The 16,823-nt window shown below is 59.3% G+C and carries 13 protein-coding genes; 7 read left to right on the plus strand and 6 right to left on the minus strand.

Annotated elements, in window-relative coordinates:
• Positions 1-16: 16 nt before the first annotated feature.
• Together ACM6IO_RS18675 and treR are read right to left on the minus strand one after the other, a co-directional pair.
• Complete coding sequence (locus ACM6IO_RS18675) at positions 17-3,070, minus strand: membrane-targeted effector domain-containing toxin (protein ID WP_414912010.1); 3,054 nt, start codon at positions 3,068-3,070, stop codon at positions 17-19.
• Between the two features lie 99 nt (positions 3,071-3,169).
• Positions 3,170-3,874, minus strand: coding sequence for a trehalose operon repressor (gene treR, locus ACM6IO_RS18680; RefSeq protein WP_192420129.1), 705 nt, complete (start codon positions 3,872-3,874; stop codon positions 3,170-3,172).
• Between the two features lie 238 nt (positions 3,875-4,112).
• Between treR and treP the strand changes: the two genes are divergently transcribed.
• The 7 genes from treP to tadA all read left to right on the plus strand — a co-directional run bounded on the left by treP (position 4,113) and on the right by tadA (position 13,457).
• Entirely contained in the window at positions 4,113-5,555 is a 1,443-nt protein-coding gene (gene treP, locus ACM6IO_RS18685; RefSeq protein WP_414912011.1) for a PTS system trehalose-specific EIIBC component, read from the plus strand.
• Between the two features lie 35 nt (positions 5,556-5,590).
• Entirely contained in the window at positions 5,591-7,240 is a 1,650-nt protein-coding gene (gene treC / locus ACM6IO_RS18690; protein WP_414912012.1) for an alpha,alpha-phosphotrehalase, read from the plus strand.
• A 104-nt stretch (positions 7,241-7,344) separates the two neighbouring features.
• The gene (locus ACM6IO_RS18695; RefSeq protein ID WP_414912013.1) at positions 7,345-8,568 is read left to right on the plus strand and encodes a maltoporin; all 1,224 of its coding nucleotides are present in this window, start codon (positions 7,345-7,347) and stop codon (positions 8,566-8,568) included.
• A 62-nt stretch (positions 8,569-8,630) separates the two neighbouring features.
• Positions 8,631-11,165 (plus strand): phosphoenolpyruvate--protein phosphotransferase, encoded by a 2,535-nt coding sequence (gene ptsP, locus ACM6IO_RS18700; protein ID WP_414912014.1) that lies wholly within the window; start codon positions 8,631-8,633, stop codon positions 11,163-11,165.
• A gap of 2 nt (positions 11,166-11,167) precedes the next feature.
• Complete coding sequence (locus ACM6IO_RS18705; RefSeq protein ID WP_008042402.1) at positions 11,168-11,458, plus strand: PTS transporter subunit EIIB; 291 nt, start codon at positions 11,168-11,170, stop codon at positions 11,456-11,458.
• A gap of 125 nt (positions 11,459-11,583) precedes the next feature.
• Entirely contained in the window at positions 11,584-12,960 is a 1,377-nt protein-coding gene (locus ACM6IO_RS18710) for a multicopper oxidase family protein (protein WP_192228449.1), read from the plus strand.
• Positions 12,960-13,457, plus strand: coding sequence for a tRNA adenosine(34) deaminase TadA (tadA, locus tag ACM6IO_RS18715; RefSeq protein ID WP_008042399.1), 498 nt, complete (start codon positions 12,960-12,962; stop codon positions 13,455-13,457). Before ACM6IO_RS18710 ends, tadA begins: the two co-directional genes overlap by 1 nt.
• A 113-nt stretch (positions 13,458-13,570) precedes the next feature.
• Here the strand turns inward: tadA and cmoB are convergent, their stop codons facing one another.
• From cmoB to ACM6IO_RS18735, 4 genes are all read right to left on the minus strand, one after another.
• Positions 13,571-14,527: a tRNA 5-methoxyuridine(34)/uridine 5-oxyacetic acid(34) synthase CmoB gene (gene cmoB, locus ACM6IO_RS18720; protein WP_414912015.1), complete on the minus strand. Its 957-nt coding sequence runs from the start codon at positions 14,525-14,527 to the stop codon at positions 13,571-13,573.
• Entirely contained in the window at positions 14,524-15,303 is a 780-nt protein-coding gene (gene cmoA, locus ACM6IO_RS18725) for a carboxy-S-adenosyl-L-methionine synthase CmoA (protein WP_189340409.1), read from the minus strand. Before cmoA ends, cmoB begins: the two co-directional genes overlap by 4 nt.
• Positions 15,304-15,456: 153 nt before the next feature.
• Positions 15,457-16,092 (minus strand): lysoplasmalogenase, encoded by a 636-nt coding sequence (locus tag ACM6IO_RS18730; RefSeq protein WP_192420143.1) that lies wholly within the window; start codon positions 16,090-16,092, stop codon positions 15,457-15,459.
• Positions 16,093-16,094: 2 nt separating this feature from the next.
• Entirely contained in the window at positions 16,095-16,487 is a 393-nt protein-coding gene (locus ACM6IO_RS18735; protein ID WP_223520672.1) for a protease inhibitor I42 family protein, read from the minus strand.
• Positions 16,488-16,823 lie beyond the last annotated feature (336 nt).

Raw genomic sequence — 16,823 nt, forward strand, 5'->3', positions numbered from 1 at the left:
ACGGGGCCTTTTTGCATCAGGCCGCTACAGCGGGCAGGCGTCCTTCCAGTGTCAGGCCCATGCGGTTGAGTGCGTGGGCGAGGCTGAGCAGATTCGCGTAGGTGACCTGATGTATGCCGACCCAGGCAGGGCGGTTGAGCCGATAGCCGTTATCCATCGTTCGCTCAATTGGTGTTCGCACAATCTGGCCAGTGCGGCTGCGATGGATCAGCGTGAGGGTTTCTTCCGACTTGTCGATGGTGAACATGCCTTGGCGGAACAGCAGTTTATTGATCTGCTCGGGCGTTCGTTGAATGAACGGCGTCGGCATCTGCAGGCTGATGTCGGCATACAGGGTGTTGAAATTGCCGCGCATCGGGCCAGTTGTCCCCGCTATGCCATGGCCGATTTCGATGCCATCGTCGATGTCCAGGTGTAGAGTCTGATCGGGTCGCACTTCTTCGATGCGCAAACCGATGCCTCCCTCGGTTTCGCTGATGCCGGCCAATCCCCTGAATGTGTTGGTACTTTCCTGGTCCGTGAGCACCAGCCATTTTCCACCGCCGCTACGGGCTTGGGTGGCCTGCATGATGGTGTGGGTGAGGTAAGTCTTGATGGACTGCCGTGATAGGGCGGTCATGGTCGAGTCTTCATAGCGGTAACTTGCGAGGCAGTCAGTGGCCTGGATGCGAATGCCGTTCTGTTGGGCTGTTTTGACAACCTCCAGCGGCGTGAACTGTCCCGCAGGATCGCCTGGCAGCTGTTTCAGGTATTTCTCCAGCATGCCATGCATCTTTCCGGTCTCGGCGAAGCTGTTCAGATCGACTTGATTGAAGTCGTTGAGCAAACGATGCATGTAGATCGTCTTGACGCCTCGCCTGGCCAGCGTCGGCATGTTCTCGATCAGGAACCGCATGCTGGCGATGCGATCCTGACTTTCACCGACCACCAGCCCCGGCGCTATGTCGAATACCTTCTCGATGAGTTCGGTAACCGTCGTGGATGGCGTGATAACGGGCTGGACCGGGCGGGGAGGCAGCGAGGCGAAAAAGTCCTTGGGCATCTGGAATCCGGTTGCGTCCCTGACCAGTACCGTGCGACGTCCGGCAACAAACTCTTCGTAGGGGGAGACCCCTCTGATTTGCCCACCAGACATGTTGACGACTTTTATATGGGTTTCCTGTTTTCCCAGCGCCAGGAAGTTCAACGAGCGACCGTTGGGGGCATCGTATCGGGTCAAGTGCGCGTGATCATTCACTTTGGGCGGCACTGGGGCAGTGGGTCGGGAGGGGCCGGGAACGAGCTTGCTGGGGCCTTTGCCGCCACCCATCAACCCGCTTTTCGGCGCCAGCTCCCATTCACCTTCGGCATTCAGGCGTACGGGAATCGAACCCGTAAAGGCATTCGGGTTCTGCGGATCAATGATGGCCCATGTTCCACCACCATTGGCGTCTGCTTCGAAACGTACGAAGTAAGCCTGCTCGTTGATCAGGATGGCGTTGGAGGGTTGTGAATCGAGTGTGTAGACACTCTGGAATTTTCCGTTGGTGGCCATCGGGTAGCTTTCGAGGATTTCATTGCTTTGCCAGTGCTCCGGTACATCAAACGCTTGCGCGGTTTCATCGGGCGGGCCGGGCAACTCTCCAGGTTGCAGGGTGACTTCCTCTGATTCGCCGGGTGCCTGCGTTTCTTGCGTGCCAGTGGTTTCTTCGGGATCGAGCGTCTTGTTCAAGTCCGCCATCTCGGCCGCTTCTGCCGCCTCAGCCGCAGCCCCGGTTTCGTCCAACACACTGACCTCTTTGAGCAGCGGAATATTGAACAGCACATTGATGCCATCGAGCACCGCGCCGATGATGCCGGCCTTGCGTTCTGCCGCTGTTTTGCCATTCACCGCTTTGTCGATGTTCAAACCCATGGCCGCGATGCTGGCCCCGATCACCGGCAATGCGATCGGCCAGCCAAGTACCGCCAATGGGCCGAAAACGTGCAGTCCGGCGGTGAGATAACCGAGCCAAAGCTGTTTGCGCATCTGCCCATTGGTCACCAGCGTCAGGTCAGCCTCTTCCAGCATCGTGTGCTGGACGGCCCGGCTCTGCCAAGTGAACACATCACCACTAATGGTGATGTCTTTTTGATTGATCAAATGGTGGTCGTACTTGCCCCAGGTGCCGACCAGTTGGTTCATCAGCGGGGTGATGTTGTCGTGGACCTCCTTGCGAACCGGCATCGGGAAATGAGTCATGAATTCGGTACGGGGCTGCTCTTCGTTCATTTGCAGCAGCATCCACCAGTGCATGTCCGTCACTGTCGGATGCACATGGAAGGGTTCTGCAGCGCCGGGAACGTAGGTGATCTGCCGGCCGTTGGGCTTAACGATGCGCAGAATATCGGTGGCGACATGCCCTGCGACATCCAGCGCGCAGACACGAAGATCCGCAGGCGCAGCGGTTTGCGCTTGCAGGGTAGCCAAGGTGATCGGCCAGGACGCGCCACCGATGACGGCCCTGATGACGGTCTGGAAATCCTCCTCTTCGAGTTGCCCGTTTTGCCGCGCCTCTACGGCTTTGCTGAGATAGTTACATTTGGCCAGTGTGCGGTAGTCATCAAAATGGCTAGCCCAGAACGCATTCAGCTTATCCAGGTAGCGTTGACTGAGGTTTTTCTCCCACAGGTCCGCGAGCACCTGCCTGGGGTACATCCGCACTTCATTGGTTTCGTTGTAAATACTGGCGTTCGCATCCGCCGTGTAAAAACCGCCATTGCTGTCCAGTTCGAGGGCGTCGTCCTGGTCGGTCACGCGGTACCGATGGATCACCAGTTGTGTCAGGGTTAAAGATTCACTGGGTTTTGGCGCGTGCTCCCAGCCCAGAAAAGCCTTGGTGCTGCTGGCCGAGACATTGTTGAAGCGATGCCACCAGACCTGATCCGGGTCCAGGTGGGTGATGCCGTGTTTTTGCAGGATTTCACTGGCGACCGCATGGGCTTCCTCCTGCAAACCGGGGCAGGCTGTCACAACGACCGGCGCAATGAGTCTGAGTGTTTCCTGATCGGCGGCATTGCTTGATGCGGGGGTGTTTTGTTCGGTGGACATGCTCTCGCTCCTTGAGAAATGGGCAGCGATGATTGCCCGTTTCCATGCAGGAGGTGCACTACATAGTTATGCCCAAACGCGATTCAAGAACCTGTAGGGTCAGCGCCGTGCCACATCCGAAAAGTAGAACTTGTCGAGGGTGTGCCGTGATTCCGTGTACTCGAACTGCCGGCCGTCCTGCAGAAACGTATGGTTGCTGACCACGATCACATGGCTCTGGCCGTCGAGGTCGAGGTGTTGCTGGTCATCCTTGCTGCGGGGCACGGCTTCGATGGTTCGCTGGGCGTAGGCGATTTGCAGTTGCAAGGTCTGTTCGATGAAGGCGTAGATCGAGTGTTCGGCGATGTCCCGCGATAGTCCGGGGATCACGTCGCTGACGAAATGGTTGATGTCGAGGATCACTCGTTTTCCATCGATCCGCCGTACGCGTTTGATCCTCGTGATCAGGCTGCCTTCTTCAGCCTTGATATGTTCCAGCAGCGCACCTTCGAGAGGGATCTGGCTGAACTCGACCACTTCGGTGCTGACGTTGTTGCCCAGTCGCGGATAGGTTTCCTGAAAGCTGACGATGCCGCCCAACTGAAATTCGATCGGGTCGGTCGACAACACAAAGGTGCCTTTTCCATGGACTTTCTGGGCGAACCCGCGCTCCTGTAATTGCTCGATGGCCTTGCGCACGGTGCCGCGACTGGCCTGGTAGCTGTCCATCAGTTCGGTTTCGGAGGGCAACCGGGCGCCGCGCTCCAGACGTTCGGTCGTGATGCTGGCAAGCAGATCGCTGTAGATCTGGTTGTATTTACTCATGGGGATGGCTCTGTGCCGCAATGTGCTCAAGGTTTCGAACCTTAAGGGCAGGGTAGGGGTTTGTCCATGCGGGTTTGGGTTTTCATCGTCTGAGAGGGTGGGAAAAATCGCCGCCGGTCGGGTGATAAGTAAACAAATTCAAACTCGTCTGTACGAGTTGTTGATTTAACTCGTACAGACGAGTACTTTTCGCTTCGGCGTGCTGCCAATAACAAAAAACCACAGCGGAAAAACAAGCATGAGCCACGACTATCCGAACATCGTCAGCGAGCTGCTGCAAAGCCTCGGTGGCAGCGACAACCTTGAGCAAGCCGCGCATTGCGTCACACGTCTGCGCCTTGCCCTCAAGGACCCGAGCCGGGTCAACAGCGCCACGCTGAACCAGATTGACCTGGTCAAAGGCTCATTCTTTACCGGCGGCCTGTTCCAGGTGGTCATCGGTCCTGGCGAGGTGGAGAGGGTTTACGCAGAGCTTCGCCATCAAACCGGTCTTGCCGCGTCAACAATCGCCGACGTTAAACAGAAAAGCGCCGACAAGATAAACGCCATGCAGCGTCTGGTGCGGGTGTTTTCCGACGTGTTCATGCCGATCCTTCCGGCGTTGATCATCGCGGGCCTGCTGATGGGCATCAATAACCTGATCGGCGCCAAGGGCATGTTCATCGAGGGCCAGACCCTGCTGGACGCTTACCCCAAGCTTGACGGGCTCTGGAGCCTGATCAACCTGATGGCCAACACTTCGTTCGTGTTCCTGCCTGCGCTAGTGGGCTGGTCAGCAGCCAAGCGATTTGGCGGCAGCGAAATCCTCGGCATTGTGCTCGGCCTGATGCTGGTTCATCCCGATCTGCTCAATGCCTGGAACTATGGCAAGGCAGTCGCAGGTCTCGACGGCCAGAGCCTGCCGTATTTCGACATCCTCGGTCTGTTCCAGATCGAAAAAGTCGGTTATCAGGGGCAGATCCTGCCCATCCTGCTGGCGGCATACGTGATGAGCGTCATCGAAAAATGGCTGCGGGCGAGAGTGCCTAATGCGGTGCAATTGCTGGTGGTGCCGATCACCACCATCGTGGTTACCGGCGTGCTGGCGCTGGCGGTCATTGGCCCGGTGACCCGGCATCTGGGGATTCTCATCACCGAAGGTGTGGTCACCCTGTTTGATCTGGCGCCGATGGTCGGCGGCGCGATCTTCGGCCTGCTTTACGCCCCCTTGGTGATCACCGGCATGCACCACATGTTTCTCGCGGTCGACTTGCAGCTGATCTCGACCCAGGGCGGTACTTTCATCTGGCCGATGATCGTCATGTCCAACCTCGCCCAAGGCAGCGCGGCGCTCGCGGTGTTCTACATGACCCGTAATGCGCGGGACAAGTCCATGGCGTCGACCTCAGCGATTTCGGCCTATTTCGGCATCACCGAACCGGCGATGTTCGGGGTCAACCTGCGCTACAAGTTTCCGTTTTACGCCGCACTGATTGGCTCGGCGCTGGGGGGCATCTTCCTGTCGATGAACAAGGTCCAGGCCTCGGCCATCGGTGTCGGCGGTTTACCCGGCTTTATCTCGATCATTCCGCAGTTCATCCCGATGTTTGTGATCGGGATGATCATCGCCATGGTCGTGCCGTTTGTTTTGACCTGTGGGTTGAGCATGAAGATTGTTCGGCCTGGGTATCGGGTCGCCTGATAGATCGCCATCGCAGTTCAAGAAGGAATACAGCCATGCAAGACTGGCAACGTTCGGTGATCTACCAGATCTACCCGAAGAGTTTTTACAGCCACGCAGGCAATCCCACGGGTGATTTGCTCGGCGTCGTGGCCAAGCTCGACTACCTGCACTGGCTGGGCGTCGATTGCCTGTGGATCACGCCGTTCCTGCGTTCGCCCCAGCGTGACAACGGTTACGACATCAGTGATTACTACGCCATCGATCCGAGCTACGGCACCATGGCCGACTGTGAATTGCTGATCGCCGAGGCCGGCAAGCGCGGGATCAAATTGATGCTCGATATCGTGGTCAACCACACCTCGATCGAGCACACCTGGTTCCAGCAGGCGCGCAGCAGTCTCGACAATCCGTATCGCGACTTCTACATCTGGCGTGATCAGCCCAATAACTGGGAGTCCAAGTTTGGTGGTTCGGCATGGGAGTACGAGGCTCAGACCGGCCAGTATTTCCTACACCTGTTCGATCACACTCAAGCCGACCTGAACTGGGACAACCCGAAGGTGCGCGCCGAAGTTTTCAAGATGATGAGATTCTGGCGGGATAAAGGTGTGGGCGGGTTCCGGCTGGATGTGATCAACCTGATCTCGAAACCGGCGGACTTTCCCGAGGACAATACCGACGGCCGACGCTTCTATACCGACGGGCCGAATGTTCACGAATACTTGCAGCAAATGCACCGCGAAGTGTTCGAAGGCCATGACCTGATCAATGTCGGCGAGATGTCGTCTACCAGTCTCGAACACTGTATTCGCTATTCGCGGCCGGGCTCCAAAGAGCTGTCGATGACCTTCAACTTCCATCACCTGAAAGTCGATTACCCGAACCTGCAAAAATGGATTCGCGCCGATTTCGACTTCCTCGAACTCAAGCGCATCCTCTCCGACTGGCAAACCGGCATGCAGGCCGGCGGAGGTTGGAACGCGCTGTTCTGGTGTAATCACGACCAACCTCGGGTGGTCTCGCGGTTTGGTCATGACGGCGAGCATCGTGTGGTGTCGGCGAAGATGCTCGGCACCGCGCTGCATTTTCTCCAGGGCACGCCATTTGTGTATCAGGGCGAAGAGCTGGGTATGACCAATCCGGGCTTCGATCACATCGATCAATACCGTGACGTCGAGACCCTGAACATCTTCCGGCTCAAGCGCGAGGCGGGTGCGAGCGATGCCGACAACATGGCGGCGATCATGCAGAAGTCCCGCGACAACGGCCGTACGCCGATGCATTGGAATACCGGACCGAACGCTGGTTTCAGCACGGCGCAACCCTGGATCGGCGTACCGGCCAACTCGGCGCAGATCAACGTCGCCACTCAACTCGACGACCCGAATTCAGTGCTGCATCACTACCGCCAGTTGATCAATTTGCGGCGTACCGAAGTGCTGATATCCGACGGTGTTTACCGTCAGCTGTTGCCTGAGCACGCGCAAGTTTGGGCTTATGTACGGGAAGGAAGCGGCGAACGGTTGCTGGTATTGAACAACTTTTACGGGACGCCTTGCGAAGTTGAACTGCCGGATGCAGTGATCGCTGAGTTCATGACTCAGCGCTTGGTCATCAGCAACTATGCGGACTGTCCGCAGCGAAATCGACAGGTGTTTTTACGACCGTATGAGTCGTTTGTCTTGCACTTGACTGACCACTGACCCCTCACAAAAAAACACCGTTTCAAAAACACGCAGAACGCTGCGCGGGGGAGTTTTGCGCGCCGATTTTGCTGCTGCACACAATAAAAATAATGGAGTGTTTCTTGAAAACAACAATAAATCGCGGCCTTGCAGCCGCTGGCATTTGCCTGGCGTTGCCACTGACGGCCCATGCGCTGGAGTTCGGCGGTTACCTGCGCAGCGGCGTCGGTACGTCGGTCAACAGTGATAAACAACAGTGTTTCCAACTGCCCGGAGCACAGACCAAATACCGCCTCGGTAACGAGTGCGAGCAATATGGGGAACTGGAACTTCGTCAGGACTTGTACACGCTGGATGACGGTTCGGTGCTAAGTGTCGATGGCATGGCCTCACTGTATAACCAGTACGACAAGGACCTGACGTTCAATGGCGACAACGGCTCGGTGCGTCTGCCGCAGCTATACGCGCAATGGTCGAACATGCCTGGCCTCAACGGCGGTTCGCTGTGGGCCGGTCGCCGCTATTACAAACGGAACGACATCCACATTTCCGACTTCTACTACTGGAACCAGAGCGCCACCGGCGGCGGCATCGAGGACGTGCTGATCGGAGATCTGAAATACAGCTACGCCTTTTCGCGCAAGGACAACCTGTACCAGAAGGATTACATCAATCGTCACGATTTCAACGTTGCCGGTTTCAACACTAACCCCGGCGGTGAGCTGGAGTTTGGCCTGAGCTACATCGACAAACCCGACAGCCGCGACGCTCATCGTGGCTGGGCGATTACCACCCAGCATGTGCAAAAAGGATTTCTGGGTGGCAAGAACAAACTCGCGTTTCAGTACGGTGAAGGGCCGGGCACCGGGTTGGGCTATACCGGTAACGTGAAACTGGATGACAGCAATAAAAGCTACCGGGTGGTGGAGTTCTTCGACTGGCAGGTGACGCCCCGGTTTGGCGGGCAGGTCGAGGCGGTTTACCAGAAGGATATTCGCCCCGACGGATCAGACCAGAACTGGATTTCCCTGGGCGTTCGGCCGGCCTACGCGATTACCGAGCAGTTCAAACTGGTGACCGAACTGGGCCACGATCAGGTCGAAGCCACAGGTGGCACGCGCAAGCTGAGCAAGTTCACCTTTGCCCCGACCTGGTCGCCCAAGGGGCCTGAATTCTGGGCGCGGCCCGAAGTGCGCTTGTATTACACCTATGCCAGCTGGAACGAGGCGGCCAAGCGTGCGGCCAATGAACTGGCAGCGGGTTCAGCGTTGTCCGACACCGGAGCCTTCGGCACGGCGCGACACGGTGCGAACGTCGGATTGCAGGTCGAGTACTGGTGGAAATAAGCGATGCTGTCGGAGCGTCGCGCTCCATCGGCACTTCAAAGAACAGAACAGCAGGTGAAGTCATGGCCACACCCCAACAATTGCAGCTTCACGCACCCCTGTCCGGCGTATTGATGCCCTTGGACCTTGTGCCTGATCGAGTTTTTTCCAGCCGGATCATCGGCGATGGGCTATGCATCGATCCGACGTCAACAACGTTGTGCGCGCCGCTGGCAGGGGTTGTCAGCAATGTGCAGGCCAGTGGGCATGCGGTCAGCATCACCGATGAAAATGGCGTGCAGGTGTTGATGCACATTGGGCTCGACACGGTGAACCTTGCAGGAAAGGGGTTCACGCGGTTGGTGGAGGAGGGGCAGCAGGTTGCCGTCGGGCAGTCGCTGATCGAGTTCGATGCTGATTTTGTTGCGTTGAATGCACGCAGCCTGCTGACCTTGATGCTGGTGGTCAGCGGTGAGCCGTTCACTTGGCTGACGGCGGAAACCGGGTGGGTAGACAGTGGTCAGCCGTTACTGGGTTTGAATTCTGTCGAGCTGACAACGGATGAGTCTGTGGCTAAAGAAGGCGAGGCGCTGTTCTCCAAACCGGTGACGTTGCCCAACCCGAACGGCTTGCACGCCCGTCCTGCGGCGGTGTTCGCCCAAGCGGCGAAAGGTTTCTCGGCAAGCATTCACCTGCATAAACAGCAGGAGAGTGCGAATGCGAAATCCCTGGTGGCGATCATGGCATTGCAGACCGTTCACGATGATGTTGTGCAAGTCAGTGCGGTCGGCCCGGATGCTGGGGAGGCGATCAAGGCACTGGCCGAGCTGCTGACCGCCGGATGCGGCGAGACCGTGCCCGTGACGGCGGATGTTGCCCCGCAGCCCCTGGAGGCATCATCACCCAAGGTGCTGCGTGGGGTATGTGCTTCGGCGGGTTCGGCATTTGGCCAAGTGGTGCAGATCGCCGAGCAGGTCCTTGATGTCAGCGAATGGGGTGAGAGTTCGCGGGTTGAGCGCGATCATCTGTCCGCAGCGTTGACCGAGGCAATTTCAGCGTTGCAGCAGATGCGTGATAACGCCACGGGCGATGCTCAGGCAGAGATCTTCAGGGCGCATCAGGAACTGCTCGAAGACCCGGGTTTGTTAGAGGTGGCTCATGTGCTGATCGACGAAGGCAAAAGCGCCGGATTCGCCTGGCGTGCGGCCACCGGGTCGACGGCAACCTTATTCAAAAGCCTGGGCAATGCGCTGCTGGCCGAACGAGCGGCAGACCTGGCCGATGTCAGTCAGAGAGTGCTCAAGTTGCTACTCGGCGTGCGGGACCGCGAGCTGGAGTTGCCTGAAGGCGCCATTCTGATTGCTGAACAACTGACACCGTCCCAGACCGCCGGGCTCGATACCCGTAAGGTGCTGGGTTTTGCCACGGTCGGCGGTGGCGCCACCAGCCATGTCGCGATCCTGGCGCGGGCGTTTGGTTTGCCGGCGATCTGCGGGTTACCGGTGCAAGTGCTGGCGCTGGTCAACGGTACCCAGGTGTTGCTCGATGCCGATAAGGGGGAGTTGCAGCTCGACCCGGATCTGGCCGCCATTGAAGAACTTCAAGCCAGGCGTGCGCTTGCGCAGCAACGTCAGCACCGTGAATTGGCGCAGGCGTCACTGGCTGCCTGTACTCGCGACGGACATCATGTCGAGGTGACAGCCAACATCGCTTCGCTGGCTGAAGCCGAACAGGCCATGGCGCTGGGAGGCGCGGGTGTGGGTTTGCTGCGTTCGGAGTTTCTATATCTGGATCGCCATCATGCGCCGAGCCAGGACGAGCAGGCCTCCACCTACAGCGCCATCGCCCGAGCTCTCGGGCCTGCGCGTAATCTGGTGGTGCGCACGCTGGATGTTGGTGGTGACAAGCCTTTGGCCTATGTCCCAATGGACAGTGAAACCAACCCCTTTCTAGGCGTGCGCGGGATTCGTCTGTGCCTGGAGCGTCCGCAGCTGTTGCGCGATCAATTCAAGGCAATCCTGAGCTGTGCGGGACTGACGCGTTTGCACATCATGCTGCCGATGGTGACGCAGCTGTCGGAGTTGCGTGTGGCTCGTCAACTGCTCGAAGAGGAGGCGCTGGCCCTGGGCCTCACGGAACTGCCGAAGCTGGGGATCATGATCGAGGTGCCAGCAGCGGCGCTGATGGCTGATCTGTTTGCGCCCGAAGTGGATTTTTTCTCCATCGGCACCAATGACCTGACCCAATACACCTTGGCCATGGACCGCGATCATCCGCGGCTGGCCAGTCAGGCTGACAGTTTTCATCCTGCGGTGCTGCGATTGATCGCCAGCACCGTGAAAGCCGCCCATAGCCACGGCAAGTGGGTGGGCGTGTGCGGCGCCCTGGCCTCCGAAACCCTGGCCACGCCGCTTTTGCTGGGGCTGGGCGTGGATGAGTTGTCGGTGAGCGTGCCGTTGATTCCGGCGGTCAAAGCGGCGGTTCGCACAGCGGACCTGGCGGATTGCCAGGCCATCGCCCAACAGATCCTGGGCCTGGAAAGTGCCGGGCAAGTACGCGAGGTCTTGAGGCTGTATCGCGACGCGACGGTCGAAACTTCACTGGTTATGGAGAACTGAACATGTTCGAGAAAATGCAGCGAGCGTTCTGGAAAGCCTTGACGCCGGATCTGATCGTGGATGAACCGAAGGTGGCTGCGCCATCGGCGCCTGGCCTGGCAGCGAATGTGGTGGCCGCGTTGGGTGGTGTGGATAACCTCAAGTCGCAGCAGCCTGTGGCGCTGACCCGGGTTCGGGTGGAATTGCGCGATGTGGGGCGGATGAATCGACAGGCTTTGAATCTGGCAGGTGTGCCAGGCGTCATGATGCTGGAGGGCGGCGTGGTGCACCTGATCACCGGCCTTCAGCCATAACCGATCCTTCGCCACAGATGATGTGCGTCTCTCGGTCGCCCTTACCGTTTCTCAACCGCAGGTGTATCGTATTCGCCTTTTCCAGGTCCCCGGACCTGTCGCTGATACGTGAGGTAGTTGAGTTCATGTCCTTTACCCGTCGCCAAATCCTCGGTGGCCTGGCCGGTCTTGTTGTCGTTGGCGTCGGTGCGGGGGGCGCGTCGCGTTACTGGCTGGGCAAGATGGCCGACGCCGATGCGGGCCACGACTATGAGCTGATTGCGGCGCCGCTGGACGTCGAACTGGTGGCCGGGCACAAGACCCAAGCCTGGGCGTTCGGCCCATCGGCGCCGGGCACCGAGTTGCGCGTGCGTCAGGGTGAATGGTTGCGGGTGCGGTTCATCAACCACTTGCCGGTGGCGACCACCATTCACTGGCACGGTATCCGCCTGCCGCTGGAGATGGACGGCGTGCCCTACGTTTCGCAGTTGCCGGTGCTGCCGGGTGAATACTTCGACTACAAATTTCGCGTGCCCGATGCCGGCAGCTACTGGTATCACCCGCATGTGAACAGCAGCGAAGAACTGGGCCGAGGCCTGGTGGGGCCGTTGATTGTCGAAGAGCGCGAGCCGACCGGTTTCAAGTACGAGAAAACCTTGAGCCTCAAGAGCTGGCATGTCGATGAGGTGGGCAATTTCGTCGAGTTCAGCATTCCCCGGGAAGCGGCCCGGGGCGGCACGGCGGGGCGTCTGGCGACGATCAACGGTGTGCCGCAAGCGGTCATCGATTTGCCGGCCGGGCAGATCACCCGCGTGCGCCTGCTCAATCTCGATAACACCTTGACCTATCGCCTCAACATTCCCGGTGTCGAGGCGCAGATCTACGCGTTGGACGGCAATCCCGTCGAGCCGCGTCCGTTGGGCAAGGAATACTGGCTCGGGCCGGGCATGCGCATTTGCCTGGCAATCAAGGCACCGGCGGCCGGTGAAGAATTATCCCTGCGCAACGGCCCGGTACGTTTGGGCACGTTCCGCTCTGTGGCGAACACCGATGCCCCAACCGAGTGGCCGCCCGCGCTGCCCGCCAACCCGGTGGCCGAGCCGGACCTGGCCAATGCCGAGAAACTCAACTTCAATTTCGAATGGGTGGGTTCCGTCTCGGTGAACGTCGACAACGGCCGGCCGCCGAGCCTGTGGCAGATCAACGGCAAGGCCTGGGACATCACCGACAAGACCTGCGCCGACCGCCCGATTGCCAAGCTCGAGAAGGGCAAAAGCTACATTTTCGAATTGAAGAACATGACTCAGTACCAGCACCCGATTCACCTGCATGGCATGAGCTTCAAGGTCATTGCCTCGAACCGGCACAAGGTCATCCCGTATTTCACCGACACTTATTTGCTGGGCAAGAACGAGCGCGCGCAAGTGGCGCTGGTGGCGGATAACCCTGGGGTGTGGATGTTCCATTGCCATGTGATCGACCACATGGAAACCGGCCTGATGGCCGCGATCGAGGTGGCGTGATGCGTCAGATTCGTCCCGCCGCGATCATCGACCGCAGCCGTGATCGTGACTTCATGCGCGAAGCGCTGGCGCTGGCCGCACAAGGCGCTGCGCTGGGTGAAGTGCCGGTGGGCGCGGTGTTGGTGCAGGACGGTGAAATCATCGGCCGTGGCTTCAATTGCCCGATCAGCGGCAACGACCCGAGCGCGCATGCCGAGATGGTCGCCATCCGCGCGGCAGCATTGGCCGCCAGCAATTACCGTTTACCCGGCAGTACGCTGTACGTGACGCTTGAGCCGTGCAGCATGTGCGCCGGGCTGATCGTGCATTCGCGCATTGCGCGGGTGGTGTACGGCGCGCTGGAGCCCAAGGCGGGGATTGTGCAGAGTCAGGGGCAGTTCTTTACCCAGGGCTTTTTGAATCACCGGGTGTTGTATGAAGGTGGGGTGTTGGCCGAGGAATGCGGGGCGGTGCTCAGCGAATTCTTCAAGGCCCGACGCGCCAAACCCGCAGACTAGAGGCGACAATGAAGCAGCCTTCGCGGGCAAGCCTCGCTCCTACAGGGTTGTATCGTACGCCAATTCCGCGACCGACGAATAACCTGTAGGAGCGAGGCTTGCCCGCGAAGCTTTTACTTACGGGCGACGATGACGGCACGCATCGGCGCCGGCAACCCTTCAATCGTCTTGCTGTGATCCTCGGGATCGAGGAAATCACTCAACGACTGATACTTCATCCACTCCGTGCCGCGCTGTTCCTCGACGGTCGTCACGCTGACATCCACGCACTTCACGTCCGTGAAGCCGGCACGCCGCAACCAGAGCATCAGCGCCGGCACTGATGGCAAAAACCACACGTTACGCATCTGCGCATAACGGTCTTCCGGTACCAGCACCTGTTGCTGATCACCTTCGATCACCAGCGTCTCCAGCACCAGCTCGCCGCCCTTGACCAGGCAGTCCTTCAACGCCAGCAGATGCTCGATCGGTGAGCGGCGGTGGTAGAACACGCCCATGGAAAACACCGTGTCGAAGCCTTCGAGTTCCGGTGGCAGGTCTTCAAAAGGAAACGGCAGGTGCCAGGCATTGGGCTCGGACAAATAGCGCTGAACCGCCTGGAACTGACAGAAGAACAGCCAGTTCGGGTCGACGCCGATCACGCTGTCCGCGCCGGCGCCGAGCATGCGCCACATGTAGTAACCATTGCCGCAGCCGACATCGAGGATGCGTTTGCCCTTCAGGTCCAGATGCGGCGCGACGCGCGACCATTTCCAGTCCGAACGCCATTCGGTGTCGACGTGCACGCCAAACAAATCAAACGGGCCTTTGCGCCACGGCGACAACCCCATCAATGCGGTACGCATTTGCGCGCGGGTCTCAGCGTCGCAATCGGTGTCCAGGGTCAGGCCATTCAGCAGGTCGACTTCACTCGGCCGGATTTTTGGCAAGGCGTCCAGCGCACTCTGCCAGCGCTCGAGGTCGCCATGACCCTTTTCCATTTTCTTGTCGAGTTGCGCCTGCAGGGTGTTGGCCCATTCGGCCAGCGGTGTACCGGCCAGACGGCGGGCGAGGGGGGACAGATCAATCATGGCAAGGCAATCAACGAGGCAAAGTTAAGACACTGGAACCACGGCACGACTTTCGAGAACCCGGCGGCCAGCAGGCGCTCACGGTGTTCTTCGAGGCTGTCGGGCTTCATGACGTTTTCGATGGCGCTGCGCTTCTGGGCGATTTCCAGTTCGCTGTAGCCGTTGGCGCGTTTGAACGCGACGTGCAGGTCGGTGAGCAGCGCATGTTCTTCGGGGTCGTTGAAGCGCAGCTTTTCCGAGAGGATCAACGCACCGCCAGGCAGCAGCGATTGACGGATGCGACTCAGCAACGCGGTGCGCTGCTCGGGAGCGATGAATTGCAGGGTGAAGTTCAGCGCCACCACCGAGGCTGACTGAAAGTCGAGGGCGAGGATGTCGCCTTCGATCACTTCCACCGGCAGCAACTCCTGGAACATCGAATCCTGACCGTTGAGGTATTCGCGGCAGCGTTCGACCATCGCCGCCGAGTTATCCACAGCGATGACGCGGCAGCCATCGGTGCGCACGTGACGGCGCAACGCCTGGGTCACGGCGCCGAGGGACGAGCCGAGGTCGTAGAGCACGCTGTTGGGCTGGGCGAATTGCGCGGCGAGCACGCCGAGGTTTTCGACAATGGTCGGATAACCTGGCACCGAGCGCTTGATCATGTCCGGGAACACCCGCACCACGTCCTCGTTAAAGGCGAAGTCGGGCACCTGGGCCAAAGGCTGGGCGAAAAGGCGATCGGGTTCTTTGCTCACGGCGGTTCCAGCGGCGTATGTGGAAAAGGCCGGCATTTTAGCCAACTTGGCGCGGGGATGCGCGGGTTGTCTGATAAACCGACCGACAGGCTCTGAGGTCTGTGTGTTCAGTGATACTGCTTTCGCGAGCAAGCCCGCTCCCATAGGTTTATCACCGTCCTTGTGGGAGCGGACTTGCTCGCGATGAATTCAGCGCGGTTTGGTGCCGAACGCGGATGCCGCAATCCCCCATTGCCCCAGCCAGTAACTGAGGATGATGACGTAAGGCGCGGCATGAAACGGCGCAACAAACCGATTGATACCAATCACGCTATCTGAAAACACAAACGCCAGCGCTCCGCCAGCCGCCAGCAGCGCCGAGCGCTTCGGTACATCGGTGCCCAGACGCGCCAGTGCCCGCCAAAGCATGGCGCTGATGGCCAGACCGTAGACGATCACCGGGATCAGCAATGGGCCCAGACCATTGGCAATCAAAATCCCCAACAGCACCGCGCCGACGCCCAGCGCGAGGATCAACGGCAGCACCGCCAACCGCCGGCAATCACTCAAATAAGCTTTCAGATAGGCAAGGTGCGCGACCAAAAACGCCCCGAGGCCGAACACAAACAAATCCCCCGGCCACGCGAGCAAGACATCGCCGAGCAGGGAAAAGATCAAGCCCAGGCTGATCCAGCGTCGATATTCGCTGGGCGGTGCATCGTGCAGCCAGCCGAGCAAGGCCAGCACAGGCAACGGTTTGACCAGCAGGCAGAGCAGCGCGGCGTGCACGCTCAGGCCGTAAAGAAAGGTCACCGCGCCCATCAGCGCCAGAATCAGCCAGCCCATGATCAGTTAACCGAGATCGCGCAGTCGAAGGTTTCCACCGCTGGCACTTCCGGCGCCCAGGGTTGTTGCGAAGTCAGGCGCAAGCGCCCCGAACCGGCCGCGAACGCCTGAAAGCGCCAGGTCGACACACCGGCTGCGCCCACGACACCGGCATCTTCCGGGTTTCGATAAACTTCTGGCCCCAGAGCGCGCAATACGCCACCGGCCGAATCCTGGATCGCCCAGCGGTAACCCGTGGTCGGGTTGCTCGGCAGGGACAGGATCAGGTTTTGCCCGTTGTGCAGTTGCACGGGGCATTCGCTTTGTTTTTCCACAGTCACGTTCTGTTTCGGTTGCGTGGCGCACGCGGCCAGCAAGGCGAGGGCGAGGGGGACAAACAGGCGGGTGGGGGACATGAGGTCAGTGGCTCCGGCATTCACGACGAACGGCGAGCATAACTGAAGATGAGACAAATTGTGACGAGCTGCCGGAGTTTGCGTTGTCAGGGCTGACGCCATCGCCGGCAAGCCGGCTCCTACAGAGGATTAGTGCAGCCACAAAACATGCGTACGACAAAAAACCGTGTAGGAGCCGGCTTGCCGGCGATGGCGATTCCGCAGGCGCTACATAACCATCAGAACAACACCTTCACCACATCCGCAAAGCGCTTGGCAAAATGCACGGTAACCCCCCTTCCTTCCGGTAACTCGCCGAAACTGCCGATATCGTGCTTTGGCAGAATCAATTCAAAG

Source organism: Pseudomonas sp. IT-P44, assembly GCF_949768225.1.
Lineage (GTDB): Bacteria > Pseudomonadota > Gammaproteobacteria > Pseudomonadales > Pseudomonadaceae > Aquipseudomonas > Aquipseudomonas migulae.

Excerpts from the sequence above, each read along its gene's own strand:
- cmoB (WP_414912015.1), bottom strand. The coding sequence starts at position 14,527 with ATGATTGATCTGTCCCCCCTCGCCCGCCGTCTGGCCGGTACACCGCTG.
- treR (WP_192420129.1), bottom strand. The coding sequence starts at position 3,874 with ATGAGTAAATACAACCAGATCTACAGCGATCTGCTTGCCAGCATCACG.
- tadA (WP_008042399.1), top strand. The coding sequence starts at position 12,960 with ATGCGTCAGATTCGTCCCGCCGCGATCATCGACCGCAGCCGTGATCGT.
- ACM6IO_RS18735 (WP_223520672.1), bottom strand. The coding sequence starts at position 16,487 with ATGTCCCCCACCCGCCTGTTTGTCCCCCTCGCCCTCGCCTTGCTGGCC.
- treP (WP_414912011.1), top strand. The coding sequence starts at position 4,113 with ATGAGCCACGACTATCCGAACATCGTCAGCGAGCTGCTGCAAAGCCTC.
- ACM6IO_RS18705 (WP_008042402.1), top strand. The coding sequence starts at position 11,168 with ATGTTCGAGAAAATGCAGCGAGCGTTCTGGAAAGCCTTGACGCCGGAT.
- ptsP (WP_414912014.1), top strand. The coding sequence starts at position 8,631 with ATGGCCACACCCCAACAATTGCAGCTTCACGCACCCCTGTCCGGCGTA.
- ACM6IO_RS18730 (WP_192420143.1), bottom strand. The coding sequence starts at position 16,092 with ATGGGCTGGCTGATTCTGGCGCTGATGGGCGCGGTGACCTTTCTTTAC.
- ACM6IO_RS18675 (WP_414912010.1), bottom strand. The coding sequence starts at position 3,070 with ATGTCCACCGAACAAAACACCCCCGCATCAAGCAATGCCGCCGATCAG.
- cmoA (WP_189340409.1), bottom strand. The coding sequence starts at position 15,303 with ATGCCGGCCTTTTCCACATACGCCGCTGGAACCGCCGTGAGCAAAGAA.
- ACM6IO_RS18710 (WP_192228449.1), top strand. The coding sequence starts at position 11,584 with ATGTCCTTTACCCGTCGCCAAATCCTCGGTGGCCTGGCCGGTCTTGTT.
- treC (WP_414912012.1), top strand. The coding sequence starts at position 5,591 with ATGCAAGACTGGCAACGTTCGGTGATCTACCAGATCTACCCGAAGAGT.